Genomic DNA, 26313 nt, shown 5'->3' on the forward strand with positions numbered 1-26313 from the left:
AAGTCATAGATGCGGGCGTGTTGGCTAAAATGGGTCGGCCGGGATTGGTCAATCTCGGCCGACTATATTTGGCTAAAATAATCCGACGCTAACAATGCCGATGCAAATCGGCGCTTATTACTTTTCAGCAGCCTTATTGAGAAAGCCGGAAACGATAGCAAACGCAGCAATCATAAGGTTGCAGGCAATGCAGAAGATAAATACTCCCTGGAATGACCCTGCCATGCCGTAAACCTTCATCATGACCGGCATTCCAAAAGCACCGACGACATAGCCCGCTGAGCAAACGATCGAATAGATCCTTCCAAAATCGCGTGATCCAAAGAGCGAGAGGAGAAGCATCGGCATTGCGGTTCCAACGATGGCGAACATGACATCGTTTACACCAGCTGCAATGATGGAAACGGTCTCATTGCTTCCGCCAATGATAAGAAGCAGGAATGAAAGAATGCTGACACCTGTCCATGCGACCGTTGCTTTAATAGCGCCAAGCTTGTCGCATGTTTTACCCACGAAGGGATTTAGGAAGATATCGGAGAGTGAAGCTGCCGAGACCATTAAGCTTCCTACGATAGGATTGAAACCGACCTCGCTTGCATAGGTTGGAAACAGCTGGTTCATGCAGCAGGTGAGCTGCGCCACGCAAAGCAAGAGGACACAGAGAATAAAAGACGGCGTTTTCGCGGCATCGCGGAGTGCCATGCCCGAAAGGACATCTTCCTGCTCATCGGCGCTGCAGCTCTCATGGGTTTCGGAGGCGGTCTCTCCGTACGGAAGCATATTGCGATCAGAGGGGTTAAGGCGAATGATAAATGCGCTTGCAGGCAAAATCATAGCTGCAGAAACGGCCGCAAGCACGATGTATCCCGTACGCCAGCCTTGCTGCTCGATGACCAGTGTAATGACAGGACTCAATAACAGCGTGCAGAGAGAATTAACGCCCCAAGCGAGGCCGATGGCGAGACCGGACGATTTGCTGAACCATTGGTCAATGACATCGGACATGCAGACGCCCGTTGTAAACGAAAAGCAGATGCCGATCACTGCGGCGGAGACGGTGAACATCCAGACCTCGGTGTAGAACGCCATTGCGGCGCCGGCGGCAATAAGGACGAGTTCAATGCAAATATGCCATGGTTTGCCGATTACTTTTGGAATGAAGCGACTCAAAAGCGGAAGCCCAAGCGCAAGGCCAAGAAGAATCGCGGTGAAATAGAAAGAAAAAGAAGTGTAGTCAAAGCCCAGATCTTCACATACTGGAGCAACGAATGAGCCGGCAATAATGCTATATGTGCCAGTTGTTCCGGCGGACATTAAGCCGAGCGCAATAACGACGACCCAAGCAAATGCGCCGCTTTCACGGAGACAATCTTTTTTGGCTGGTGTGGTGAGAGTCATGGTTGCTCCATTTCTATCGGCAATACATCCTATATGCCTACCGATAGGTATATAAACCAGAGGACTCTTCGTCAAGCATTAAGCGGGGAGAGGGAGTTCTTAACCTGCCGAACGGTAATTAGACCCCGTTTTCGCAAGGGTCTCAATGTGACAAAGGGACTGTCCCTTTGTCACATTATTCGGAGCGCAGGGCCTCTACGGGATCTTTTTTGGATGCACTGCGGGCCGGTAGCAAACCGGCGACGACCGTTAGCAGCACCGAAATCGCGATGAGCACCAGCGCATCCTGCACGGGCAGGCTCATCAGGTTGGGGACCTGTTTGGCCGCAAGCGCCCAAGCATTGACCGGGAAGCTCACGGCCACCACGACGACAACAGCAAAGACGCCGGCAATGAGGCCCTCGATAAAGGTCTCGGCGTTGAACACGTTTGCCACGTTACGCTTCGACGCGCCAATCGCACGCAGAATGCCAATCTCCTTTTTGCGCTCCAGCACGCTGATGTACGTGATGATGCCGATCATGATGGAGCTCACCACCAGGCTGATGCTTACGAATGCGATGAGCACCAAGCTGATGGTGTTCACGATGTCGGTCACCGAACCCATGATGATGCCCATGTAGTCGGTGTACGAAATTGCCCGATCATCGTGGCCAGCGGCTTTGACCTGCTTGTTGTACGCATCGATGTGATCGAGTACGCGCTCCTTGGCCTCAAAGTCGCGCGGGAAAATCTTGACCGAGATGGGGTCCGCCTCGTCCGCATAACCCAACGTGGTCAGATTGTTGTCGTAGGTGAGCTTCGAAGCCTTGGCATAGCTCATCATGAGCGAACTCAGGTCCTCGGCGTCCATGTTGAAATGGATGGCACGAGCAAAGGCGCTCGCATCCACGTGCATGGCGCTCGCCAGGTTGGCAAAACTCGAAGACATCTGCGTCGCCATCTGGTCCATGAGCCCCGCCGCGGCCGCCTTGAGCTGGGACGATACCGTCGACGCTATCTGCTCGCTGATTGCCTTCATCACCTGATCCATAGCCTGCTGCAGATACGGAGCCAGCTGCTTTTGCACATAGTCGGTCATCGCCTGTTGCAGGCGCTCGGCCAGGGCATCGCCGCCGAGCGCCTTCAATTGAGCCAGGCATTGCTGCGCCGCGGCATCATGCTCAAGATACGTCGAGAATGCGGCAGCGAGCTTTGACGCGTCTTTAAGATCTTCGGGCGACAGCGCCTTAAACTGATCAGACTGCAAAAAGTCCTCAAACAGTTGGTTGGCAAGTATTCCCACCTGCTGCATTTGCTCGGGCGTGAGCTCCAGACCGTCAAAGATGCCCGAGAAATCTGGAGCCGGTGCTTGTGCCATGATGTCGCTGAAGTCGATGTCCTTGCCAACGTCCGAGAGGTCAATGTCCAACCCGGATAAGTCGATACCAGAAAGGTCCATACCGCCGGCCGCACCCGAGAGTGCAGACGCATCAAACGAGAACGCGCTCTTGAGCGCCGCCTCGTCCACACTGAACATGCTGCTCAGATCCACGCCTTGTTTGGCCTCGCCTTGCAGTTCATCGAAAGACTTGCCCGTAAAGACATCCGTCTCGGGGTGGGCGAGTTGTTCCTGCACAATCTGCGAATCGGCAGCGCGCTCCATAAGCTGGCGAGTCAGCGCATGCGTATAGGCAATGCCCGGGGACAACGCGCTCGCGTTGGCCGTCTCGTTGGGTCGCACCACGCCCACAATGTGCACGTCGATACCGTCAGCAACCTTGGCTGCCATAAAGTCGGCGTCGCCAGACATGTCAGTCCACATGCCGGTCTCTTCGTTTTTGCGATACGCATCAGCCGGCGACAGCACCTTAAACGTGGTAGACAGCGCATCGTCGTAGGTAAAGTCGGTGCCGGTCTCGGGCGTTTCGACCCCACCGTCAGCCGTCATAGCGCTGTTTACCAGATCGTTGAGCTCATCGATATCCAGCGCACCGATGCTATAGAGCGTATAGTCGCCCACCGTGCCGCGGCTCGAAAGCACCATCACGGCTTCGTTGGCAGACGTGGGCCAATGACCGGCGACGACATCGTACTGGCTGTCGAGCAGGCTCTGGTCGTCAATCATCTCGTTAAAGACCGAGGTTCCCATGGATTCCATGCTCACCGTTGCCGCCGAGCTCGCGCCTCCGCTCATGGCCTCGGTCATGGCGTTGGGAACAAGCCGAACGGGCTTCTTGTCGCCCTTACCCGCACGATAGACAACCGGCGATACACCGTAGCCGTACTGAATGGCGTTGACCTCTTTATCGATGCCGTCGCCACCGGCATCGAGCCATGCCTTAAAGCTCGTCATGTCGTTGGACTTAACGCTCGCAAACATATCCTTTACGGCCGTGACCACGGGAATCTTATCGGTTCCCTGAGCCTTGCCGCCGACACTGTCGTCAGACGAATCCACGCTTTCAGACGAGCCATCATCCGCAGTTCCCTGTCCGCCCATCATGGACGACAGGTCGTAGTCCTGCTTGGAAATGGTGAGTGGGTAGCTCGAGAGCGTATCCTCCTCGACCTTTTTGATGTAGCCGTTTACGCCGTTGGAGAGCGCCAGAATCGCCGCGATACCGATAATGCCAATCGAGCCCGCAAAGGCCGTCATGGCCGTACGGCCCTTTTTGGTCATAAGGTTTCGGGCAGAAAGCCCCAGCGCTGTCACAAAGCTCATCGAGGTTTTGCGCGTAGGCTTAGCCTCGCGACGCGCGGCCTTGGCAACATCAAAGGGGTCGGAATCGTCGGTGATCTTGCCGTCCGCCAGATTGACGATACGCGTGGCGTACTGGTACGCCAGCTCGGGATTGTGCGTGACCATGATGACCAGACGGTCGCGCGCAACGTCTTTGAGCAAATCCATGACCTGCACGGATGTCGTTGAGTCCAGGGCGCCGGTCGGCTCGTCTGCCAGCACGATTTCGGGATCGTTGATCAGGGCGCGGGCGATGGCCACGCGCTGCATCTGTCCGCCCGAAAGCTGGCTCGGGCGCTTGTTAACGTGCTCGCCCAGGCCAACTTTCTCCAACGCCTCGCGCGCACGTTGACGGCACTCGGCATGCCCCACGCCCGTGAGCGTGAGCGCCAGCTCCACGTTTTCCAAAATGGTCTGATGCGGAATGAGGTTATAGCTTTGGAACACAAAGCCGATGCGGTTGTTGCGGTAGGCATCCCAATCGCGATCGTGAAAGTCCTTGGTCGAAATACCGTCGATCAGCAGGTCGCCCGAGTCAAAGTGGTCGAGTCCGCCGATAACGTTGAGCATCGTGGTTTTGCCCGAGCCCGAGGGACCCAGAATGGCCACGAACTCGTTATCGCGAAAAGACAGGCTTACGCTGTCGAGCGCCACCTGCGTAAACGACTGCGTAACGTACCTTTTGCAAATACCTTTGAGCTCCAGCATGGACGGCAACCTCTCCTGCGCAGGCACCCTGCCCGCTCTCCTCCGCCGTTCGTATTCGACGCGTTTGTCCTACTCTATCCCCATTTTTTGCCGGCGCCAGTGAGGAATGTAACGAACCGCGCCAAAAAACGAACGGGATGACGCCTAAAAGAAGAGGTCCCGAGCGGGACCTCTGTATGGTGGAGATTATCTTGAAAGGCAGCGGACTACTCCGCACAGCGGCGCACGATCCTCGCCATGCTTTACGCGTTTTCTACTGCTCGCTATTCGCAATCGCCTGGTCGATAAGCTTGTCGAGTGCTGCGCGCTGCTCGGCGGAGCTGATGGCTCCCACGATTGGATCCCCTACGATGTTGCCATTCTGATCGATGACATACGTTGTCGGGAACGAGAACAAATTTGACGTAAACTTACCGGCCTCGCTATCCGACTTGAACCAGATGTTCTTATATGTCACGCCCTTCTTGCTCAGCACGTCCTTGGCATCTGCAATCTCGCCCTTGTTGCCATCGAGCGTAAAGGAATTGACGCCCACGACCTGGCCGCCCTTCTTGGCAAGCTCCTTATTCAGGTCCTCAAGGTCGCCCAACTCACCCACGCACGGCTTGCAAGTGGTGAACCAGAAGTTCATGACGGTGACCTTGTTCTTAGAGAACAGCTCGTCGCTGCTCACGTCGTTGCCATCCAGGTCCTTGCCCGTAAAGCTGGGGAACTTCGTCGTCTCGCTCGAAGCATTGGCACCAGCCGTCATGCCAGCGGCCGAAGCGTCGACGCTCTCGCCTGCGCTCGGCGTGCTTCCACAGCCGGGGAACTCCTTCTCCAAGCTCTCGAGCTTGTCCTCGATCTCCTTGATCTGCTGCGCACCGGCCTTGAGCGTCTTAAGCTCATCCGCCGTGAACTCATCCTTGGCGCCGTCGATGGTCTTGAGCAGAAAATCGCCGTAATTGCTGCCGTCCTCAATCATTGCCGAGTCTTTATTTGCCGCATTGAATACCTTTTCCCACAGCGCGTTATCACTCGAAAAGATCTCGTTCTCCTTCTGCATGAGCTTCGCATACAGCTCGGCGGCCTCGTCAGCATTGGTCGGCTTCTGCGCAGTGAGTTCTGCGATCTTAGGATCGGAGCTCGCAGATTCGCTCGCATTGCCACCGGGCGCCGAACATGCCACAAGGCACAAGGCCAATACCGGCACCATAAACAGGGCCGCAATCTTAGAAAGCTTCATAGTCATTCCTCCGTTTTGTCGAAGCTTGTTTACTTTTTATCAGCGGTCAAGGGAAGCTTTTCCGCCGACACATCCAGGCCATAGCGATAGCTGATGGCATCGACGGGACAGGCCCCGATGCACTTTCCGCACCGGATACATTCGGCATGATTGGGCGCGCGGACCACATCAACGTCCATCTGACAAACCTTTGAGCACTTGCCGCACGAGACACATTTGCACGCGTCAACCTGAATCCCCAACAAGGACACCCTATTCATGAGCGCATAGAATGCGCCGAGTGGGCAAATCCATTTGCAGAAGGGGCGGTAGAACAAAACGCTCAGCACTACCACGGCAATGAGAACGGCAAGTTTCCAAGTAAAGAGATGTCCCAACGCAGATCGAATGCCGGCATTGGCGATGGCCAGCGGAATGGCGCCCTCGAGCACACCCTGCGGACAGATGTACTTGCAAAAGAATGGGTCGCCCATGCCCACGTCGTTAACCACCAAGACGGGCAGCAGCACCACGGCAAACAGCAACACGACGTACTTGATGTACGTGAGCGGCTTGAGCTTTTTCGTGGAGAACTTTTTGCCGGGAATCTTATGAAGCAGCTCCTGCAGCCAGCCAAACGGGCACAAAAACCCGCATACAAAGCGTCCCAGCAGCACGCCGAGCAAAATGAGCGTACCGGTGACGTAGTAAGAAAAGTTGAACTTGGATGAACCTACCACCGACTGGAACGACCCGATGGGGCACGCACCCGATGCCGCGGGGCACGAATAGCAATTAAGTCCAGGTACGCAGACTGTTTTTCCCGCGCCCTGATAGATGCCGCCTTTGGCAAAGTTTGGCAGGTGAATGTTGGTGACGAGCGTCGCCGCCGCCTGAATGAATCCGCGAAATCGGGCCAAAACATGCGACGCAGTGTTTTCTCTTTTATCCAATTCCGATACACTCCAAGCACAGCCTAATCGCTTTGGCCAGCACGGCATCCGCCTCGCCACGCATAACACCAAAGCACACCATGGTGATTCCGACGATCAACAAAGCGACCTGTACCACGGGTTTTACCGCTTTGAACAACTCGACCACTCCTTTCGTTACGCGACCATTGGACCATATCGACTATAAAATCCGTGTTAAGCGCGATTTGGAATGTGCAAGGAGACTGTTATGCGTATTTTGATCGTCGAAGACGAGCGAGCACTGTGCGATGCAATCGCGCGCAGCCTGCGAAACTTGGCGTACAGCGTCGACTGCTGTCACGACGGACAGGAGGCGCTCGACCTACTGGACGTTGAGGCCTTCGACCTCGTGGTACTCGACCTCAATCTCCCCCGTATCGACGGCATGACTGTGCTCAGGGAACTTAGGAAAACCGACTGCGAGACCAAGGTACTGATTCTGTCCGCACGTGGCGGAGTATCCGATAAAGTCGCCGGACTCGATGCCGGCGCCAACGATTACCTCACCAAGCCGTTTCATCTGGACGAGCTTGCAGCAAGGATTCGCAGCCTTACCCTCAGACGCTTTACACAAAGCGACATAGTTTTAACCTGCGGAAAGCTCCGCTTTGACACCAAGGCGCGCATCGCTTCCGTGGACAGCGAGGCTTTATCTCTTACGCGCAAGGAAACGGGAATCTTGGAATACCTGATGTTCAATCAGGGGCGTCCGGTAAGTCAAGAGGAGCTTATAGAGCACGTTTGGGATAGCAGCGTGAACAGCTTTAGCAACGCAACCCGCGTTCATATCTCGTCACTCCGCAAAAAGCTACGCATTGCTTTGGGATACGACCCGATTCGCAATCGGATTGGAGAGGGCTACGTTATGGAGGGTGGAGAATGAAAGGGCTTTCGCTGCAATGGCGCATAACGATTATGACGGCACTGCTCACGTGTGCGGCATGTGTGCTGACGAACTGCCTGGTCGGTTATACGGGCATGCGCTACATGGATGCCATCGGCAGTAACATCTCGGCCTTTAACGCAACCGGCGAAGATTCGCCCCAGGCGTTCGACCCAACGAAAGCGACCCTCGATGACAAGGTCACGATCGTCGTAAACGACGCACAGGAGTCTTTTGGCACGACAGCCTGGTACATCACGGCTGGAGTCACACTCCTTGGCGGCGCGCTAGCATACTTTGCGAGCGGCCGTGCACTCAAACCGCTACGGGCTTTTGCCGCCCAGGTTGAGCGTGTGCAGCCTGACAACCTAAGCGAAATCAGACTCAGTGAAGATGTGCCCACCGAGCTACAACGATGCAGCGCCTCATTCAACGACATGATCGCCCGTCTTGGCGAAGGGTTCTCTGCGCAGCGTCAGTTTACCGGCAACGCCGCACACGAGCTGCGCACCCCGCTCGCCCTTATGCAAGCACAGGTTGAACTATTCATCTCCGAACACTCCGGTCTGCAACCCGAAACAGCCGAGCTGCTCGGCCTGCTACAAGAACAAACCGAGCGCATGTCGCGGATGACCAAGGTATTGCTCGAGATGAGTGAGCTCCGCAGCGTTCCTTGCGATGACGATGTGGAACTCGGTCCCCTGTCCGAAGAGGTCCTCACCGACCTTGCGCCACTTGCCGAAAATAAGGACGTAACCCTCGATTGCGCCGGAGACGCTTTGGCAATCGGAAGTGATACGCTCCTCTATCGGTTGGTGTTTAATCTGGTCGAAAACGCCATCCGTTACAGCCGCCCCGGCTCGAATGTCGACGTCTCCATCTGCGACAACGACAGCCACGTGTTCCTGCGAGTCGAGGACCAGGGTCCGGGAATACCCAAGCAGTACCGTGAGAGCATCTTCCAGCCGTTCTTTCGTCTAGACAAATCCCGCAGCAGGGCATACGGCGGCGCAGGACTCGGACTAGCGCTTGTCTGGGAGATTGCGGCGCTTCACGGTGGCACGGTAGAGGTCGAAGCAAGTTCCGAGAACGGAACCGTGATGCTCGTGGCCCTCTCAAAGGGGGCCACCACGTGATCCGACTGTCCAGGGGTCCCACTCGGCATTGTGAAACGCGTCCCAAAACCTGGACATGAGAAATGGGAGGCAGTTCGCATCTATGCCGAGGACGAAGTCCTGGCGGGGATTCAGGATGCGCAGAGAAGCTGGGCGACGCAAACAAGACTCCTCGACTCGAGCATGGAGATGAATCCGTCTATCAGTCTCATCGCATACTCAGAGGAGGATGCCAGATATAGATCCCATTGGGTAAAGTCGCCGTTCATAAAGGGAATCACTGCATTGCGCTCGGCGACTCTCAAGGCACTCAGGCTTTGTTCTATTTTCTCAGCTTCTTGTTTGAACTGTTCGCTATCCAAAATGCCCCCAAATGCCGGCTTCTCAACAAATCAAAAAAGCAAGAGAGACAGAGATTAGGTTCATGCTCCACTGAACCCGCGCTTCCAGTCGAGGTACTCCTCCTCGAAGATCTCCCCGGAGTCCCGTCTCTCGCGCCCCTCACGGGTCTGTCCATATCAGTGTAGCCAATCCAAGCACAGCCCCACCGCACGGCCCAGTCGCTTCCGGTCCTGTGTGGCCCCGTGAAGGCGGAAGGGCGTGGCTGCGGGCGGCGCGTTCCTTTCTCCTCGTACTTTTTTGGGCATGCGTCACGCCCCCCGCGCGGCGCCGAGAGCGAATCGGCGCAGGCTTGGGGCCAGTTGCGCAGAGGTTGAGGTTCGGGTTTCGCCGGCTTACGCAGCTTGGCGGGCAGAGCGCCCGGGCTCGCTGCGCCTAGGACGCGGCGGGATCCGCGACGTCGGAGGTGTCGATCTCGCCCAGATTGGCGAGCTGGCTGATGAACGGGATACTCTCGTATTCGTCCACCTCGACGCCGCCGAGTACGATGGTGCTGTCGCGCGTGTCGATTTGGGTTGTGAACACGGCCGGGTCGAAACCCGAAGCGATAAAGCCAATGCCCGCGAGGACAACGCCCGCGGCAACGAGCCCGCCCGCCACGGCGAGGTAGATCTTCTTCGCGCTGGTCATGGTACTCACTCCTTTCTACGCCGCGAGATACGCGGCAGCGCCGCCCTTCTCGCCCTTACCCTTCCAGAAGGGCGAGGCGGCCTTCCTCGCCCAGAGCGCCGAGAGGCGCGCAATTTGTTTTGAGGCGGCCCAAGCGCCAGCACCAACGAAGAGTGCCACGCCGACGAGGCCGAGCCCCACGCCCGCCGAGGCGAGGGCGTACGGGAAGTGGCCGATGGTGACGCCGCTTACGGCAAGCAGGAGCCCAACTACGCCCACGCCCCCGAGTGCCGCCGCGACAATCCACACGCAGAGCGCCAGCACCCAGATGCAGATATAGACCGTGACAGCCACGGCGGCGAAGGCGGCGAGCAGCGGCACCCACACCGGGGAGCCCACGATGGTCAGCACCCACAGCAGCGCGGTGCTGCGCCGGCGCGTCCTCGCGATCGCGCGCGGCACGGCGGGCAGGTCATCGAGCGTGGCCTCCGCCACCTCGCCGGGCGTGCCCATGGCGGCCACGGCCTCCTCCTCGCTCATACCGTCCTCCATGCGGTCGGCGATGGCCTCCGCATAGAACGCCTTGGTCTCCTCCACCTGCTCGGCCGGCAGGCAGGCGAGCAGCTCGCCCAACCGGCCCAGAAACTCATCGCGCGTCATGGTGCGCCCCCTCAACGTATGCGTAAATCTCCCGTACGGACGGCCACTCGGCCAGGAACTCCTCGATGCGCGCTCGCCCGTCGTCCGTGATGCGGTAGTACCGGCGCAGCCGCCCGTTGTGCTCGGCGGAGCGCGCCGTGATGCACCCGGCCTTCTCCAGGCGCTTGAGCAGCGGGTAGAGCGTCGACTCCGTGAGCCCCATGCTCGCCGGTACGTCCTTCACGATCTGGTAGCCGTAGGACTCCTCGCCGGAGACGGCCGCGAGCACGCAGGCCTCCAGGAAGCCGCGCTTCATCTGTGCCTCCATCCGCACACCTCCTCTCGTCATATACTGTGCTATACACACTATACGATGCAAGGTATTAGACGTCAACTCTCATCGCGAAGGTTCTCCGGCCCCTGCGCGCTGCGAACGTGATGTCGCGGGACGGTTGGCATTATGCATGAAACGTCAAGTAACGCTCTTTTGATCCACTTCCGCTCGGCCCCATATGCCTTGCACAACGCCCTCTTCGACCTCGGGTTCAAGAGAGCCGCTAGTCTTCCTTTATACGTTCGGCATAATCGTAGGCGATACCCACAAATTCCAGTCCCGAGCAACAGGGGTACAATTGCTGCTATTGTTGCCAGCTGTTGGGAGATGGAAGATGGACTGCGATGGCTACCCATGCGTTCCCATGCCGTTGATGTGCACCGCCTTTGTGCCGGGGCAGATTGACGCTGCGGTTGCAGGCATTTCCGACCCCGATTCGCGCGCCATCGCCACGGCAGAAGCGCTGTACTTTCGCGGACAGGCCACGCTCGCCGCCGGGACAGCACGCCCCTACCTTGACGCCACCGACCCCGCACTGCGCTATTCCGCCTGCTTTATCTGCGGATACGCCAGTCTGTCGCTCAACCGTATCGCCGATGCCCGCCGTTGCCTTGCGGGCATCCTCGATACGCCAACTGACGAGGAGTCGCCCGCCGTCCACGCCACACATATCCTGTTCGCCTCGGCCGCGAGCGTCCTGCTGCACTTGCCTTCCCCGTATTCCGCCGAAGAGTTTTATCCGCTTGCGGCGCATCTGCCCGAGGGCCTGCGCCTGTTCGCCAGCTACGTGATGGCGCATGCCCTGTACCTGCGCGGCGAATATGGCCGCAGTCTGGGCATGGCGGAAAACGCCCTGATCATGAAACAGGGAAGCTATCCGATCTCGGAACTGTTCCTGCACCTGGCAGCTTCCATGGCATGCATGAGCCTCAAGGACATCGACGCCGCAAAAACGCACTTCGGAGCCGCTTGGAACATTGCGCGCCCCGACGGCCTTATCGAGCTCATTGGCGAGCACCACGGCCTTTTGCAGGGGCTCATCGAGGCATGCCTAAAATCGCAATACCCTGACGATTTCGCACGCATCATCGAGATTACGTATCGATTCAGCTACGGCTGGCGGCGCATCCACAACCCCGATTCGGGCGAGGACGTGGCCGACGATTTAACGACCACGGAGTTCACCATGGCCATGCTCGCCTGTCGTGGGTGGACCAACGCCGAAATCGCACGCCATATGGGAGTATCGCCGGGCACCGTCAAAAACCGCCTATCCGGCGTATACGCAAAGCTTGGCATCGGCACACGCGCTGAGCTGGTCGCGCATATGTTACGTTAGCGACCGGACTGCCAAGCGCATCGAACGCGTTCCGGAACCCGGCGTTTCGCTCGATCAATTTGGACATTTTGACCCTTGAACGGCACTACCGCCACGGGGCGCCTTCTCGCAAAATTGGATTATTTCCTCCGATATTTGCAGGATGGGAGCCCAAAAATGCTTGATCGCCGTTCGTTACTTATCGCCGGAGCATCCTCGCTGGCAGCCATCATGCTGCCTCGCGTGCCGGGCAGCGCAAACGCCTTCATACTGCCATTCGCCCCCACCGAGGCCTATGCCGACGAAGAAGACCCCTTCAAGGTGCTCGTTCTCTCGCGCACCATGTTCGGTGTGGTCGTGGTCGACGTCGCCAACAAGAATACGCCCATCAAGGGAGCCCAGGTCACGCTCACATCGCGTTATGCCGCGGGCAAACAGCTTTCCGCCACTACCGACGACGAGGGTACGGCTATCTTTGAGGTCGCCCCTCTTTCGGAAGGCTACGTGGACGAGGCAACGCTTCTCGACGCGTACGACTTTAACGGCGGCATCTCCATTAGCATGGCGGGCTACCGTGATGTCGAGATTCCCCTTGCGCGTATTCAGGGCGGCACCGCCATAACCGCGCCCACGCGTCCGCTTTCCGACGGCGAGCCGTACTTTCGACAGCTCACGTTCGACGAATGGGACATCCAGTACGCCGATGCTACGTTCATGGCGATGCCCAAAGACGATGCAGCGAATACGCAGCCCGATACGCATACCTTTGCCGTACAGGCCCACCTGCCGCAGGGCGGACAGGCAACGCTGCACATCAATAAGGTAATGCCCGCCGTGGGCAGCTCACCCGAAACCGTCACGCAGATTGGTCAGGTCAAGGCCAGCGCAACGGGTGCGGATAATCTGGCGACGTTCACGCTCGAAGACAAGTTCCTCGATACTGCGTCGGGCCTTCTGGAAGAAGGATGCAAACTGCGCTTTGTGCTCGACTACCAGGGCAAAGCCTACACGCTCTCCTCCCCCATGGCCGTTGCCACCGCACCGGCCTCAAAGGCAGAATCGGGCTCGACGATCATCGTCCCCACCACCATGGATCAAGAGATCACTCCGTTTGATTTCCCCGCGGCGTTTCCCGGTATCGGCGGCAACAAGTTCACCTGCTGGATGCCCACGTTTCCGATCCTCTTTGATTTCTCGTTTGCCGGGTACGTGTTGTTTGGCGGGGGATACAAACCGGCCAGCTACATGAACGATTCGGGCAACCCTGATCCGGAGTACTGGAAGAAGTCGCCGCGCGAATCGGGCGCCAAGCAGGCAAACCGCTACCTCGACGAGATGGAGGGAAAGTGGAACCAATACAAGAGCATGAGCGCCGGCTCGGGCACCGACCCAAGAAACACTAAGCTCCTTCGCCACCACTGCACGCTGCTGTTCACGATGGATATCGCCACACAGGTGTACGGATCGCTTGCCTACGACTGGGTAGGCAAAACTTGGGGCAACAACAACGATCCGGCGTTCGGCAATATTAAGGCTCTCTTCCAAGTAAAAACCGACCTCAACTGGAACGAGCAGTTTACCTTGGGCCCGGTGCCGTTTTTCCTAAACGTCAACCCTTGGGTGCTGGCGAAGCTGGCGCTCGCGGTGGGCGCCCACACGCACGGCAGCGGTGCGGCGTTCTTCAAAAACATTTCGCTCGACTATTCCAATACGTCGGGATCATTCACCATCCAAATCGGGCTTGCCGTCACCTTTGGAGCCGGCGTTGCAGGCGTCGCTTCGTCCGCCGTGCGCGGTACCGCATCCCTCACGCTGTTCATTGGGTACGAGAAGGCGGACGGCCACCAGCTTCCGCGGCTGCGCGTGGGTGCAGACGTCGATGTCGACGTGATACTCCAGTTCATCATGTTCAAGTGGACCACCAAGGCCTGGTCGGGATCGTGGCCCACACTCGCCGATTCGTGGAATATGTCGGTGAACAACGGCGACCAGTATGTACTCCAGCGCTCTGAGCTGGCACTGGGCGGAGACACGCCCTATACGCTGAATGCCTGCTTTGGTGCAGCCGGCAATGCCGAGTCGGGCGGCGTAGCGCAATTTATCGCGTCGGCCACCATCGTCACCAATGCCGAGCTGCTCGCATGCGCCGAGGTTGCAGCCACCCCCGTAAACGTCGCGCCGGTCGTGCGCGATTGGGAGCAAACGGTCACGCATATTGAGCTCGACGCAGATGCAGAGAGCGATGACACGGGACAGGTTGAGCATTTCGTCCACGCTCTAATGGAGAATGTCGAAAACGCCGCGCTGATGTATGAGTACACCTACATCAGGCAGGTGACGAATGCCGTTGCGGACCCGAACGCCAATTCTGCCGGCGTGTCGGAGGACGAGCGGGGCGGCATAAAGCCCTCGAGCGACAGCGTACTCTTCACCGGCGTGCTCAGCGAAGCCCACATGAAGTTTGCGGAGATAGCCGGCGTGGAATGCCTGTTCCGCATCGCTTCGGTGCGCTACGGCGAGGATGGCCGCTCGCGCCTGGTAGTGCACACAAAGGCAAACGGCGCGTGGTCCGCGCCCATGCCGGTCGACTTCCCCCTGGGCTTTGGCGAGGGCGACGTGGAGCGTGGCGGCACGTTCGATTACGACTTCGACGTGGTGGAATATACGGACGGGAGAGGAAGCCAAGACGCCTACGTATTGCTGGTCTCGGGAGAGCGCCCCGAAGGCGACGCAACCCGGTTCGATACGGCAAGCACGGCCGGTATACTGTCCGTTTTGCGCCTACGCATAAGCAATAGCGAGGTTCGCGTGGTATCGCACACGTCGTGGCGCAGCATCTCGCGCGGCCGCCTGCAGGAGGACGGCTACCATTGCCTGCAGTGTCCGCGCATCACGGTGGGCAAGACGCTTGTCGACGGACGTCTGTCGGGTGCCTATCTCCACCGTCGCGGAGCCACCGCAGAGAAGGCGCTGGGCAGCGAGGCAGAGGTCGCGCTCGAGTGCTTTACCCTGTGGTCGGATGTGTCGGGCGACAGCCTCACGTTCCGTCAGGTTCTCCGCTTTCCGCAAGCACCGTCGAGCATCGAGTTGGGCGCACCCGAGAACGTCAACGGCAAAATGGTGGTACCCGTTGCATACGAAACCGCAGAGGGCTGCGGTTGCGCATCATACGCCGTCATCGGTCAGTCTATTGCGGGCTGGGGCGTCATGTCGCCGGACGCCTCGGTGCCGCGCGTGGTACCGTGGCCGCAGCATACGGGCTTTTTGGCAACCGTCGACGAGCGACTGCAGCATGTTACGTGGACGCGAGGCGCATCGGCATTTGCAACGACACCCATGGGCGCAGCTGGCTGCGGCCCGGCGTCGTTTAGCATGAGCAACAACGGCAGGTGCGTGCTATACGTCGAGAACACCGACGGCAAAGTGGGGCAAACCTACGACGAAGAAGGCAAACCGGTGGCGGTAATGGGCAAGCATTTCCGCATCTTCGCCAGTACCCTGATCGACGACCTGTTCACGGAGCCATTCGTGCTCTGCGAGTTGGAGCACCCCATCGATCAGATAACGACGTTTTTGACCTCGGACGGCATGCTCTCAGCGCTTGCCACGCACATCGTGAGCGCCGAGCAGAGCAAGGCAGAACTGCACGGTATCGAGGTGCCCCTGGTGGCATGCGCCACGCCGCTGGGCGCGATAGCAAACCTGGGTGCCGTGGTACCCGGGGCGGCAAGCGAGTCGTTTACGGTAACGGTGCGAAACGACGGCAACACCTTGCTGACCACCGGTACGATTGATCTGTACCGAGAGGGCTCTAACCAGCCGTTCTCCAGCGCATCCATTGGGTTCGGAGCGAACGCACGCATGGCTTCAATCTACGACCCAGAGCTTGCCGAGGACGCATCGGAAAACGACATGGCTCACGTGAAGTATGCACTCGAAGCACTGGGCCAGCGCTTTGCCGCGCACCCGTTGGTTGCCGACAATGGCAACGCCGTGTTGGCACCGGGTTGCACGGCACAGTTCCGCATGAGCTTTGCCATCCCGAAAAGTTGGGGCGACGAGGTGGGCAAACGCGTCACGCTGTATGCGAAGGCGCGTGACCTGGTGGCACTCGACCCCGTAACGCTCGAAGAGATTCGACCGGGCGCAAACTCCGCGCTGGATGCCGTACTGCACGAGCTTCATGTGCCCGACGCGGCATGCGAACGCTCAGAAGTTCAGGTCGGCGTATGCGACAGCGCGGATACGACGGGACTTCACGACGCCCCGATGACGGTCGACGGCGATGGCGGCGCGAGCGGAGGTGGCTCCGGCGGAAGCAGCTCCGGTGGCGGCAGTGGCTCTGGCAGCGGCAAGGATCACGGCAATAGCAAGCGCCCCGGAAAAGCGGGCGCGCTTGCGGGCACGGGCGATGTCAACGCTCCCCTTACGGCAGCCGCTGCAGCACTCGCCGCGGCAGGCGCCGGCCTCGTCGCCTACAGCGCCCGCCGCACGGCGCTCGAAACCGACACCGCCAATGAGGTCAATTCGGATAAGCCTCGCTAGCTCCTAGCTACTTTTGTGAGAGACGCCGACTCGGCTCATCGAGCACCAAAAGGGCTGGCCCCGATAACTCGGAGCCAGCCCTGAGTCGCCTGACGTGAGAATCGCGGCGTTATTTGAGCTTCAGTGCCTCCATCATAGGCACGGCGGCATCCCAGTCGATCTTCCAGCCAATCGACACGCGGACGGTTTCACCCGTTGCGGGAGCCGTCGCAAACAGCGTATGGCCGTTGTCGGGACCGGTAAAGCGCAGCCACGTTATGCCGTTGTATTCGACCTGGTCGGTTGTCGTCTCTTTTCCTTCGTAGACCTGCTCCAGGCTTGCAACCTCTTCCTCCGGCGAGCGCGGGAAGATGCTGATGTGCAGGCGTCCTCCAGTCTCGTCGTGGAAGAAGTCTGCCTTTTCGTGCTCTTCGTTGGACGAATCCAGCGTGTACCCATCGGCGGCCTCGATAATGTACGACGCGCAATCGATGCCGGTCATATTGGCCGCGTCTCCAGAATCGGCCACGCCGCCGGCCGCCTTAAACTCCTTGGTCTCGCATCCCGTGGTGTCAAAGTGCATGGCCTCATGATTCTTGGCGGGGGCGTAAGCGTCTACGAACTCGACAGTGATGGGCCCGTAGTACGCTGTCTTGGGCGCCCAGAAATATACGTACTCGACGGTCTCGCCCGGGCCGATATCTGGCCTCTTGGAAAGATCGATGCCCTCGTGAAGCTCATCGGGAGCCTCGCTTGCAACGTAGTCGAGCACGGCCGCCTTGCCAGAAGTAAACAACGGGTCGCCTGCCTCAAGATCGCCCTGGGCAGCATGCACGTTAAAGGAGTCAAACGTCCTGTTCTTTGCATTGTTGTTGGTGATCTTGACGTGTAGGTAAAAGCCGTCCTGCAGCTTGGCGTCGCCGCGATAGAACGTACCGTGAGCCACCGACTCATAGGTAATGCCTGCCACCTCGACCGTCTGCGAATCATAGGTCTTGGCCTTCTTGGACTTCTCCTGCACAGAGCCGTTCCCGCCCGAGCCACTCGGCGCATTACCGCCGCAGCCGGCAAGCGTACACGCCAGCACGGCCGAAAGCATCACAGCGGGAATTCCTAACAGCAGCTTCCTTGTCACGGGCTTCATCATCCTCACCGCTCCTTTCGGCTTGCCGCTCATCCGTTGCCCGAATCGCAAGTCGACTCCGTGGCATCGGCTTCCACTATGAGCGTATGGCAAGAAGCGGCGCCGGCGAAGTGACCCGTGGCCCAACTAGCAACCGCCCAGCATCCCCTATGGACCAAAAAGACTTGTATACGCACGCCCTCGGCCCATAAAATGAGACGCCTGTCCCAATGTTCGATTCAATCCAACAATCCGCATGGCACGTTTTTGACAAACGCATCCAACCGCAAACGTAGCAGGACGCATTCGACCGCTTTCAAACTTACTCGGTCAGAACCGACTCGGTTTTGTCCGAGTAAACGTGATTGATAGTCGATCGATGTGCCCGCTCGTGCGATCAGCATCGTTCGATTTTGTTTAGTAAAACTAGATCCCTATTAAATAAAATTCATCTGTATCCAAATTTGTTTAACAATGCCGCGCTACCACTAAACACTATCCCTGTTAATCCGAACGATTGTTCGATGGATTTCGTGTTGGTTGGAATCGCCTATGGACTGGGCTATGCTACCTTGACTATCTATATGACTTAAACGCAGCAAAGGAGCACCGAGAGAGCGAGTATGGCAAAAAACACCGCAAACTATGGTAACGACAGTATCCGCCAGCTCAAGGACGAGGAGCGCGTACGTCTGCGTCCCGCCGTCATCTTTGGCTCAGACGGACTCGACGGTTGCGCGCATGCCGCCTTCGAGATCCTGTCCAACGCCGTTGACGAGGCGCGCCAGGGCTACGGCAAGCTCATCACCCTTACCGCCTTTCGCGATGGCTCCATTCAGGTAGAGGACAACGGCCGCGGCTGCCCGCTCGACTGGAACCCCTCCGAGAAGCGCTTTAACTGGGAGCTCGTCTTCTGCGAGCTTTACGCCGGCGGCAAATACAACAACAACCAGGGCGGCGACTACGACTTCTCGCTCGGCACCAACGGCCTGGGCTCCTGCGCGACTCAGTACGCTTCCGAGTACATGGATGTCACGGTTTGGCGCGACGGCAACAAGTACTCCCTACACTTTAAGAAAGGCAAGGTCGTCGGCGCCAAGAAGAAGGCACTCGAGATCGAGCCCAGCGACGAGAACCGCACCGGCACCACCATCAAGTGGCGCCCCGATCTTGAGGTCTTTACCTCCATCAGCATTCCCCACGACTGGTATCGCGAGACCATGCGCCGTCAGGCCGTGGTCAACGCCAACGTGACCTTCCGCCTGCGCATCGAAGGCGACGATGGCGAGTTTTCCGAAGAGGACTTCTGCTATCCCAAGGGCATCGAGGACTACGTGCTCGAGAAGGTCGGTACCGACTACCTCACCGAGCCCTTCTTTATCGAGGCCGACCGTCGCGGTCGCGATCGCGAGGACCTGCCCGACTACAACGTAAAGATCACCGCGTGCATGTGCTTCTCGCGCACTTTCATGATGCAGGAGTACTACCACAACTCATCGTGGCTCGAGAACGGCGGCTCACCCGAGAAGGCAGCCCGTAGCGCTCTGACCAGCGCCATCGATGCCTACATCAAGCAACAGGGCAAGTACAACAAAAACGAGAGCGGCATTAAGTGGCAAGATGTCCAGGACTGCCTGGTACTGGTGACCAACTGCTTCTCCACCCAGACGTCCTACGAAAACCAGACCAAGAAGGCCATCAATAACCGCTTTATCCAGCAGGCCATGACGGCATTCTTTAAGGAGCGCCTCTCGACCTACTTGATCGAGAACAAAGATGCCGCCAACAAGATCATGGAGCAGGTGCTCATCAACAAGCGCTCGCGCGAGAACGCCGAGAAGACGCGCCAGAGCATCAAGACCAACCTGCAGCAGAAGACCGACATGGCCAACCGTGTGCAAAAGTTCATCGATTGCCGCTCCAAGGACAAGAGCCGCCGCGAGATCTACATCGTAGAGGGTGACTCGGCAGCAGGCGCCATTCGCACGTCGCGCGATGCCGAGTTCCAGGGTGTTATGCCCGTCCGCGGCAAGATCCTCAACTGCCTGAAGGAGGACTACCCGCGCATCTTTAAGTCCGACATCATCATGGACCTCATGCGCGTGCTGGGCTGCGGCGTGGAGATCAAAGACAAGCGCATCAAGAACCTTGGCGCCTTTGACCTGGACAACCTCAACTGGAACAAGGTCATCATCTGTACGGACGCCGACGTCGACGGGTACCACATCCGCACGCTCGTGCTCACCATGCTCTACCGTCTGGTGCCCACGCTTATCGACGAGGGCTACGTGTATATCGCCGAGTCGCCGCTCTACGAGATCAACTGCAAAGAGAAGACCTACTTTGCCTACACCGAGCTCGAGAAGAACGGCATCCTTAAGGAGATCGGCGACCAGAAGTGCTCCATCAACCGCTCCAAGGGTCTTGGTGAGAACGATCCGGACATGATGTGGCTCACCACCATGAACCCCGAGACGCGTCGTCTGATCAAGGTGGAGCCCGAGGACGTCACCAAGATGGAAACCATGTTCAACCTGTTGCTGGGCAACGACGAGGCGGGCCGCAAGCGCCATATCTCGGAGCACGGCAAGGAATACCTGGACCAGTTGGACCTGCAGTAGCAGCAAATCGATAACGACGGCCCTTAAGAAGTTCAAGAGGATATCGTGGCAAAGAAGAAGACGAAGAACCAGCCGAAGAAAAAGCAGGTCAACGCCGAGAACGTCATCGGCCTGCACTCCGAAGTCACCGACCAGCCGATCACGCAGACACTCGAGGTCAACTACATGCCCTACGCCATGAGCGTCAACGTCTCGCGTGCGTTCCCCGAGATCGACGGCTTTAAGCCCTCGCACCGCAAGCTGCTCTACACCATGTACAAGATGGGCCTGCTCAAGGGCGAGCGCCAGAAGAGCGCCAACATCGTGGGCCAGACCATGAAGCTCAATCCGCACGGCGACGCCGCGATCTACGAGACGATGGTGCGTCTGGCCACCGGCAACGAGGCACTGCTCGCCCCCTTCGTGGAGTCGAAGGGCAACTTTGGCAAGTACTATTCGGGCGACCTGAGCTACGCCGCCTCGCGTTATACCGAGGCCAAGCTCTCCCCCATCAGCGCCGAGATCTTTAAGGACATCGACAAGGACCCGGTCGACTTCGTTGACAGCTACGACGGCGCCATGAAGGAGCCGCGCCTGCTGCCCACCACGTTCCCCAATATTCTGGTTTCGGCCAACAAAGGCATCGGCGTCGCCATGGCGTCCGACATCTGCGGTTTCAACCTCAACGAGGTCTGCACCGCCACCATGCATTACCTGCAGGATCCCGACTGCGACCTGCTCGAGTACATGCCCATGCCCGACTTCTCGACCGGCGGCGAGATTATCTACCGCCGCGAGGAGATGGAGAAGATCATCGAGACCGGCCTTGGCAGCTTCCAGATTCGCTCCCGCTGGCGTTGGATCCCCGAAGAGCGCATCATCGAGGTCTATGAGATCCCCTACACCACCAAGACCGATGTCATCATCGAACGCATCGTCAAGCTCTCCAAAGAGGGCAAGGTCAAGGAGATCGCTGATATCCGCGACGAGACCGACCTCTCGGGCTTGCGCATCGCCATCGACCTTAAGCGCGGCGTCGACCCCGACAAGCTCATGGCCAAGCTCTATCGCTCGACCACACTGCAGGATTCGTTCTCGTGCAACTTCAACGTGCTCGTCGACGGCTATCCCCGTGTTATGGGCGTGCGCCAGATTCTGCACGAGTGGGTCAAATGGCGTATTGAGTCCACGCGTCGCCGCATTAACTTTGACCTGGGCAAAAAGTCCGAGCGCCTGCACCTGCTGCACGGCCTCGAGGCAATCTTGCTCGACATCGACAAGGCCATCGCCATCATCCGTGGCACCAAGCTCGAGGCCGAGGTCGTGCCCAACCTTATGAAGGGTTTCGACATCGACGAGACCCAGGCCGAGTTTGTTGCCGAGCTCAAGCTCCGCAACATCAACGAGGAGTACATCCTCAACCGCACCAAGGACATCGCTAAGCTCGAGGGTGAGATTGCCGAGCTTGAGGAGATCCTCTCCAGCGAGGAGAACATCAAGAAGGTCATCAGCGACGAGCTGGCCGCGGTCAACAAGAAATATGTGATGCCGCGTCGCACGGGCAGGATCGAGCCCCATGAGGTTATCGAGGTAAGCTTGGAGCCCGAGGTCGAGGAGTACCCGGTGACCATCATGCTCTCGCGCGATGGCTACCTTAAGAAGATGACGGACCGCGTGCTCAAGAAGGCGACCACGCTCAAGTACAAGGACGGCGACAAACCCTTTATCGAGTTCCCGTCCTCCAACACCCACGAGCTGCTGGTCTTTACCAACAAGAGCCAGGTGTACAAATGCAAGGTTGCGGCGTTTGAGGACACCAAGTCGGCCCAGCTGGGCTCGTACCTGCCGACCGATCTTGAGATGGAACCCGACGAGAGCGTCATCTGGGTCATCGACCCCGAGGACTATAAGGCCGACGTGCTGTTTGTCTTTGAGAACGGCCGAGTGGTGCGTGTCGCACTTTCTGGATACGTCACCAAGACCAACCGCAAGCGCCTCAAGAACGCCATCTACGGCGGCAGCAAGCTGCTGTATGCCCAGGTGCTCAAGGAAGACCGCGACATCGCACTGGTCTCGAGCGACTATCGTTTGATGAACTTCAACACGTCGTTGCTCAAGACCAAGACGACTACCAACACGCAGGGCGTCCAGGCCTTTACCGCCAAGAAGGGCCGCTCGGTCACCACCGTCGGCACAACCGAAGAGATCCTTGGCGCCGGCGTCTCGGCCGAGAAGTTCACCGCGCAGAGCCTCCCCTCAGCTGGTGCCCTCATGAAAGAAAACGACATGCCGAGTTTGTTTGATTAGGACGACAGCAGTAGAGCTGGTCCAAGCCACAAACCTACGGGGCCCGGAGCGCAGTAAAAACTGAGTTCCGGGCCCCGCCATTAGACATGCAAGGCAAAGACGACAATGTCAGCAACTACGTATGGCGATCAGCAATCCTTTGGTAACCATCAATCAAGACCGCGCCATTGCTACATAAATCATATGCACCACACCGGGACCGCCTGGACATCCTTGGTAATGAGGTATGGTTCCGGAGCTTGGCAGACAACGTGTCCAAAGCCAATCTCATAGCCAGAAAGGCCTTCAAGACAGGTAAAGTTCTTCACCGCGTCTCTACCCACCGTAGCAGACATCTTTACCTCGACGGGATGTAAGATACGACCCTCTTGGATGAGCAAATCGATTTCGCGCTTCTTTTGATCCCGGTAGAACCATACATCACGAAGGCTCTTCCCCGCATTCATAAAGCTCTTCAAAATTTCCGAGACAACGAACGTCTCAAATATATGCCCCGCCGCGGCCCCGTTGCGCAATTGCTCCGGCGTTATCCATCTCGTAAGATGACAAACAAGGCCCGTGTCCATGAAGAATATCTTTGGGGTCTTGGTCAGACGCTTATCGACATTAGGCCAAAAGGGCTCGACAATCCGAACGATGTTCGACGCCTGCAAAACCGAGAGCCAAGCCTTTACCGTCTTACGGTCGACATCAACGGTGTTTCCAATATCGGTGGCATTCAACAGTTGCCCCGTTCTCGCTGCGCACGCGACCATAAAGCTGTAGAACTTCGCCTCATCCTTCACGTTTACAAGATCGCGAACATCGCGTTCGAGATATGCGGCAACGTAGTCGGAATAATAGGAGTCCCAATCGATATTCTGGTCTTGCAGTTCGGGCATCGAACCCCTATGGATGATGTTCCAAATATTTCCCGAAGACATCTTAGATGCTAAGGAAATCCTTTTGGGGATATACGGACGAGGACTCTGGGAACCGCCAACGAGCTCTCGCAAACTTAGAGAGGGCATCTCCAAGATTCTGATCCTCCCCGCTAAAGATTCGCTCACCCCTTTCATGAGGTGATATGTCTGGGATCCCGTGAGGACGATTCGACCCTTCTCCTCTGATTGATCAACAACCCACTTCACCGGAGAAAAAAGCTCAGGCACGCGCTGAATCTCATCGATGATGATCGGCAGATCATGAGACTCGAAAAACAGGGCGGCATCCTCTTTTGCAAGAAGATAATCCCGCGGGTTCTCCATCGAAACATAGTCGAATCGGTCGCCCAGATGTTGCTTGAGAACCGTCGTCTTCCCAACTTGGCGCGCCCCGGTCACCAGGACAACTTTTCCCTGCCCCAGCATCGAATCTATCGTCTGTTCAATTTCGCGCTCGATGTACATAGAATCGCCTCCTGTTCGGAGTTCATTATCTCGCACAAACCTAAATCGGTCAAAATCGGGAATAGAACTCCCGATTTTCACCCTCAGTCTTCTGTTCGATTCCGGCCCCAGCAGGGTCTCGAAAATAGCCAATCGCATGGGCGTCGCCAGCAACTACGCAAGCCAGTACAAACGCCGCCTCCTCGAGGACGGCGTTATCGGGGAGCGCAGACGCGGCCTCGTCGGCTTCGACATCCCCGCTTTCAGGGAGTTCTTGAGCCAGGAAGCGTTTTAGCACGCCGGAATTGTCCGCTGGAGCATCGTTGCATGGCAATCAGCAATCCTCTTGGTAAGGGCAGCAAGCATTTCCGCTCGTGCCGATTGCCATGCGATCTTCTTGTCCTTAGGCGAGCTTGCGAGCGAGCTCTCGCACCTCTTCCAGCTTAGGCGAGGAGGCCATGCTGTCGCGCTCGGTCATACCGCTGATGGTGACAATGCCCTGGTCCTCCCACTTGCAGTACGCGCATGTGGACTTGTACATAGCGATCGCCGCGTCATAGACGCCCTCGCTGTGACTATCAAGCAAAAGGGCCGTCTTGGTGAACGGGAATCCCGTGGCACCGAAGGCGTACAGGCGGTCGATGGCGGTTTTCTCCTGCGCGGTGATGTCGAACCAGTAGATAGGCGAAGCGAAGACAACCATGTCGGCGCCTTTCAGCAACTCGATCACGCCGGCCATGTCGTCCTTCTGCACGCAGGCGCCCTTATGGGCAAAGCAGTACTGGCATCCCAGGCAACCAGCGATCTTCTTGCTGGCAACGCGGATGACCTCGACCGCATGGCCGCCCTCGCGCGCGGTCTCGGCAAACGCCTCGACCATGGTGTCGGTATTAGCGCCCTTGCGTGGACTGCCGCTCAACACAACGATATTCATAGAAATCTCCCTCCTTCATGCCGCAGACGCGCGGCACACATTTCGTTGTAACCAAAACGGATGGAGTTATTCAATCGCCCGCAGATCACGCCTTTCGTTCGTGTTCACATTCCCGGTTTCGAAACTCGAATATTTCTAAAGTTTCGAAACCGGGAAGGCAATATGTTCAAGGATGCATCGAGAGGCGAATCCCGATCCCGCCATGTCGGCAGCGGTGAAGGGCGCGTCCGCGCGTGCTACGATGCGGGCACCAGAGATGAAAACACAGTCCCCGTCGGGTAGTCGTGGGCGTGCGGGAGTCCGCATCAGTAACCTGCCTCCTTGGTTGTCCCTTCTCTGCATGGTCATCTACATAAAGGAGGAACCAGCCATGCAGATCAGCGTGTCGTCCACCCTGACCGTATATCACGACGGCCAATTCTGGGTCGGGCTGGCGGAGCATGTCGAGGACGGAAGGTACGGCGTCGCCCGCATCGTCTTCGGCGCAGAACCGTCCGATGAGGAGATCCTGCGATTCGTTACAAGCAAATGGGCGAAGCTCGCGTTCTTCGGTGACGATCCGTCCGAGGCGAGCGAGCCCGCGAAGAACCCCAAGCGGCGCGCTTCGAGCAGCAAAAACTGAAGCGCAAACAGAAGCATCGCGGTCATTGATACCGCCATCGACCCATATATAGCAGCAGGCGCAGCTTCGATTGAAACTACGCCTGCCACCTTCCCACGCCAAAGGTATGCAGACATCTTCGATATTCTCGCTCGTTATGGCGAAAATCACGTCTCCAGGGTTTGCCTTTTTCGATTTAGCGTATTGCTCTTCAGATCATCGTGGTGTGCTCGTAGCCGCGCTCCACGAGGAGCCGCTCGGCAACGTCGAGAATCTTCTCGACCGTCTCCTCCGGGCACTTATTGCGTGCCACGGGCACCTTCGTCCTTGTTATCGCGATAAACATACCATGAGTGGCGTACGGGTCGAGAAGGGCTGGCGCCAAAAGAGCCCAACGGCCGTTACAGCTTCGTTAGAAACACGCCCCACCATAGATGGTGAACCCGAAAGGCAAGGCGCGCGGGCACGGCGACTCGACCCGCGCGCCCGGAAGAGAAAGGACGAACCCATGGGTTACATGCTCGAGACGCGCGGGCTCACCAAGCGCTTCGGCC

The 26313-nt window shown here is 57.9% G+C and carries 20 protein-coding genes; 8 read left to right on the forward strand and 12 right to left on the reverse strand.

The genetic code is table 11. The annotated features are described in order from the left end of the window. Positions 1-117: 117 nt before the first annotated feature. From FGQ67_RS09380 to FGQ67_RS10420, 5 genes are all read right to left on the reverse strand, one after another. Positions 118-1398: an MFS transporter gene (locus tag FGQ67_RS09380; protein WP_117840391.1), complete on the reverse strand. Its 1281-nt coding sequence runs from the start codon at positions 1396-1398 to the stop codon at positions 118-120. A 175-nt stretch (positions 1399-1573) separates the two neighbouring features. Then, positions 1574-4828, reverse strand: coding sequence for an ABC transporter ATP-binding protein/permease (locus tag FGQ67_RS09385; RefSeq protein ID WP_138341632.1), 3255 nt, complete (start codon positions 4826-4828; stop codon positions 1574-1576). A 253-nt stretch (positions 4829-5081) separates the two neighbouring features. Beyond that, a complete protein-coding gene (locus FGQ67_RS09390; protein WP_138341634.1) occupies positions 5082-6053 on the reverse strand; it encodes a TlpA family protein disulfide reductase in 972 nt (323 codons plus the stop codon). Between the two features lie 29 nt (positions 6054-6082). Further along, entirely contained in the window at positions 6083-6772 is a 690-nt protein-coding gene (locus FGQ67_RS09395; protein ID WP_249934446.1) for a 4Fe-4S binding protein, read from the reverse strand. Between the two features lie 205 nt (positions 6773-6977). Next, complete coding sequence (locus FGQ67_RS10420) at positions 6978-7067, reverse strand: CD1871A family CXXC motif-containing protein (RefSeq protein WP_022094046.1); 90 nt, start codon at positions 7065-7067, stop codon at positions 6978-6980. Between the two features lie 129 nt (positions 7068-7196). Here FGQ67_RS10420 and FGQ67_RS09405 point away from each other — a divergent pair, with 129 nt between their 5' ends. Beyond that, complete coding sequence (locus FGQ67_RS09405) at positions 7197-7889, forward strand: response regulator transcription factor (protein WP_138341638.1); 693 nt, start codon at positions 7197-7199, stop codon at positions 7887-7889. Beyond that, entirely contained in the window at positions 7886-9025 is a 1140-nt protein-coding gene (locus FGQ67_RS09410; protein WP_138341640.1) for a HAMP domain-containing sensor histidine kinase, read from the forward strand. The genes FGQ67_RS09405 and FGQ67_RS09410 overlap by 4 nt, the downstream gene beginning before the upstream one ends. A 753-nt stretch (positions 9026-9778) precedes the next feature. Here the strand turns inward: FGQ67_RS09410 and FGQ67_RS09415 are convergent. From FGQ67_RS09415 to FGQ67_RS09425, 3 genes are read right to left on the reverse strand one after another with little or no spacing between them, the layout of a single operon-like run. After that, positions 9779-10033, reverse strand: coding sequence for a hypothetical protein (locus FGQ67_RS09415; RefSeq protein ID WP_138341657.1), 255 nt, complete (start codon positions 10031-10033; stop codon positions 9779-9781). A gap of 15 nt (positions 10034-10048) precedes the next feature. Then, positions 10049-10672, reverse strand: a complete 624-nt coding sequence (locus tag FGQ67_RS09420; RefSeq protein WP_138341659.1) for a DUF1700 domain-containing protein — start codon at positions 10670-10672, stop codon at positions 10049-10051. Next, a complete protein-coding gene (locus FGQ67_RS09425; protein ID WP_006234594.1) occupies positions 10659-10979 on the reverse strand; it encodes a PadR family transcriptional regulator in 321 nt (106 codons plus the stop codon). The genes FGQ67_RS09420 and FGQ67_RS09425 overlap by 14 nt, the downstream gene beginning before the upstream one ends. 340 nt (positions 10980-11319) lie before the next feature. Here FGQ67_RS09425 and FGQ67_RS10190 point away from each other — a divergent pair, with 340 nt between their 5' ends. Continuing rightward, positions 11320-12324 (forward strand): helix-turn-helix domain-containing protein, encoded by a 1005-nt coding sequence (locus FGQ67_RS10190; protein ID WP_212746035.1) that lies wholly within the window; start codon positions 11320-11322, stop codon positions 12322-12324. Positions 12325-12480: 156 nt separating this feature from the next. Further along, entirely contained in the window at positions 12481-16848 is a 4368-nt protein-coding gene (locus FGQ67_RS09435) for a hypothetical protein (protein ID WP_138341642.1), read from the forward strand. A gap of 109 nt (positions 16849-16957) precedes the next feature. On the opposite strand, the gene FGQ67_RS09440 is transcribed toward FGQ67_RS09435, so the two are convergent. Further along, entirely contained in the window at positions 16958-17974 is a 1017-nt protein-coding gene (locus FGQ67_RS09440; RefSeq protein ID WP_138341644.1) for a DUF4352 domain-containing protein, read from the reverse strand. A gap of 599 nt (positions 17975-18573) precedes the next feature. Here FGQ67_RS09440 and FGQ67_RS09445 point away from each other — a divergent pair. Together FGQ67_RS09445 and FGQ67_RS09450 are read left to right on the forward strand one after the other, a co-directional pair. Further along, positions 18574-20571 (forward strand): DNA gyrase/topoisomerase IV subunit B, encoded by a 1998-nt coding sequence (locus FGQ67_RS09445; RefSeq protein ID WP_055309971.1) that lies wholly within the window; start codon positions 18574-18576, stop codon positions 20569-20571. 45 nt (positions 20572-20616) lie between these two features. Then, on the forward strand, positions 20617-22857 hold the full coding sequence (locus FGQ67_RS09450) for a DNA gyrase subunit A (protein ID WP_117840397.1): 2241 nt from the start codon (positions 20617-20619) through the stop codon (positions 22855-22857). Between the two features lie 179 nt (positions 22858-23036). On the opposite strand, the gene FGQ67_RS09455 is transcribed toward FGQ67_RS09450, so the two are convergent. After that, complete coding sequence (locus tag FGQ67_RS09455; protein ID WP_138341646.1) at positions 23037-24245, reverse strand: ATP-binding protein; 1209 nt, start codon at positions 24243-24245, stop codon at positions 23037-23039. 136 nt (positions 24246-24381) lie between these two features. Between FGQ67_RS09455 and FGQ67_RS09460 the strand changes: the two genes are divergently transcribed. After that, entirely contained in the window at positions 24382-24519 is a 138-nt protein-coding gene (locus tag FGQ67_RS09460; protein WP_212746036.1) for a hypothetical protein, read from the forward strand. Positions 24520-24627: 108 nt separating this feature from the next. Here FGQ67_RS09460 and FGQ67_RS09465 read toward each other — a convergent pair whose 3' ends face one another. Then, complete coding sequence (locus FGQ67_RS09465; protein ID WP_138341649.1) at positions 24628-25158, reverse strand: flavodoxin family protein; 531 nt, start codon at positions 25156-25158, stop codon at positions 24628-24630. Positions 25159-25528: 370 nt separating this feature from the next. On the opposite strand from FGQ67_RS09465, the gene FGQ67_RS09475 reads away from it, so the two are divergent. Next, positions 25529-25780 (forward strand): YjdF family protein, encoded by a 252-nt coding sequence (locus tag FGQ67_RS09475; RefSeq protein WP_249934447.1) that lies wholly within the window; start codon positions 25529-25531, stop codon positions 25778-25780. A gap of 190 nt (positions 25781-25970) precedes the next feature. Here FGQ67_RS09475 and FGQ67_RS10310 read toward each other — a convergent pair whose 3' ends face one another. Continuing rightward, the gene (locus tag FGQ67_RS10310; protein ID WP_230318632.1) at positions 25971-26072 is read right to left on the reverse strand and encodes a TetR/AcrR family transcriptional regulator; all 102 of its coding nucleotides are present in this window, start codon (positions 26070-26072) and stop codon (positions 25971-25973) included. Positions 26073-26313 lie beyond the last annotated feature (241 nt).

It is taken from the genome of Collinsella aerofaciens (genome assembly GCF_005845035.1).
Lineage (GTDB): Bacteria > Actinomycetota > Coriobacteriia > Coriobacteriales > Coriobacteriaceae > Collinsella > Collinsella aerofaciens_I.

Bases quoted from the DNA above. Each gene is read 5' to 3' on its own strand.
- FGQ67_RS09380 (WP_117840391.1), bottom strand. From the start codon at position 1,398: ATGACTCTCACCACACCAGCCAAAAAAGATTGTCTCCGTGAAAGCGGC.
- FGQ67_RS09390 (WP_138341634.1), bottom strand. From the start codon at position 6,053: ATGAAGCTTTCTAAGATTGCGGCCCTGTTTATGGTGCCGGTATTGGCC.
- FGQ67_RS09425 (WP_006234594.1), bottom strand. From the start codon at position 10,979: ATGGAGGCACAGATGAAGCGCGGCTTCCTGGAGGCCTGCGTGCTCGCG.
- FGQ67_RS09475 (WP_249934447.1), top strand. From the start codon at position 25,529: ATGCAGATCAGCGTGTCGTCCACCCTGACCGTATATCACGACGGCCAA.
- FGQ67_RS09445 (WP_055309971.1), top strand. From the start codon at position 18,574: ATGGCAAAAAACACCGCAAACTATGGTAACGACAGTATCCGCCAGCTC.
- FGQ67_RS10190 (WP_212746035.1), top strand. From the start codon at position 11,320: ATGGACTGCGATGGCTACCCATGCGTTCCCATGCCGTTGATGTGCACC.
- FGQ67_RS09460 (WP_212746036.1), top strand. From the start codon at position 24,382: ATGGGCGTCGCCAGCAACTACGCAAGCCAGTACAAACGCCGCCTCCTC.
- FGQ67_RS09385 (WP_138341632.1), bottom strand. From the start codon at position 4,828: ATGCTGGAGCTCAAAGGTATTTGCAAAAGGTACGTTACGCAGTCGTTT.
- FGQ67_RS09415 (WP_138341657.1), bottom strand. From the start codon at position 10,033: ATGACCAGCGCGAAGAAGATCTACCTCGCCGTGGCGGGCGGGCTCGTT.
- FGQ67_RS09435 (WP_138341642.1), top strand. From the start codon at position 12,481: ATGCTTGATCGCCGTTCGTTACTTATCGCCGGAGCATCCTCGCTGGCA.
- FGQ67_RS10420 (WP_022094046.1), bottom strand. From the start codon at position 7,067: ATGGTGTGCTTTGGTGTTATGCGTGGCGAGGCGGATGCCGTGCTGGCC.
- FGQ67_RS09465 (WP_138341649.1), bottom strand. From the start codon at position 25,158: ATGAATATCGTTGTGTTGAGCGGCAGTCCACGCAAGGGCGCTAATACC.
- FGQ67_RS09455 (WP_138341646.1), bottom strand. From the start codon at position 24,245: ATGTACATCGAGCGCGAAATTGAACAGACGATAGATTCGATGCTGGGG.
- FGQ67_RS09405 (WP_138341638.1), top strand. From the start codon at position 7,197: ATGTGCAAGGAGACTGTTATGCGTATTTTGATCGTCGAAGACGAGCGA.
- FGQ67_RS09410 (WP_138341640.1), top strand. From the start codon at position 7,886: ATGAAAGGGCTTTCGCTGCAATGGCGCATAACGATTATGACGGCACTG.
- FGQ67_RS09420 (WP_138341659.1), bottom strand. From the start codon at position 10,672: ATGACGCGCGATGAGTTTCTGGGCCGGTTGGGCGAGCTGCTCGCCTGC.
- FGQ67_RS09440 (WP_138341644.1), bottom strand. From the start codon at position 17,974: ATGATGAAGCCCGTGACAAGGAAGCTGCTGTTAGGAATTCCCGCTGTG.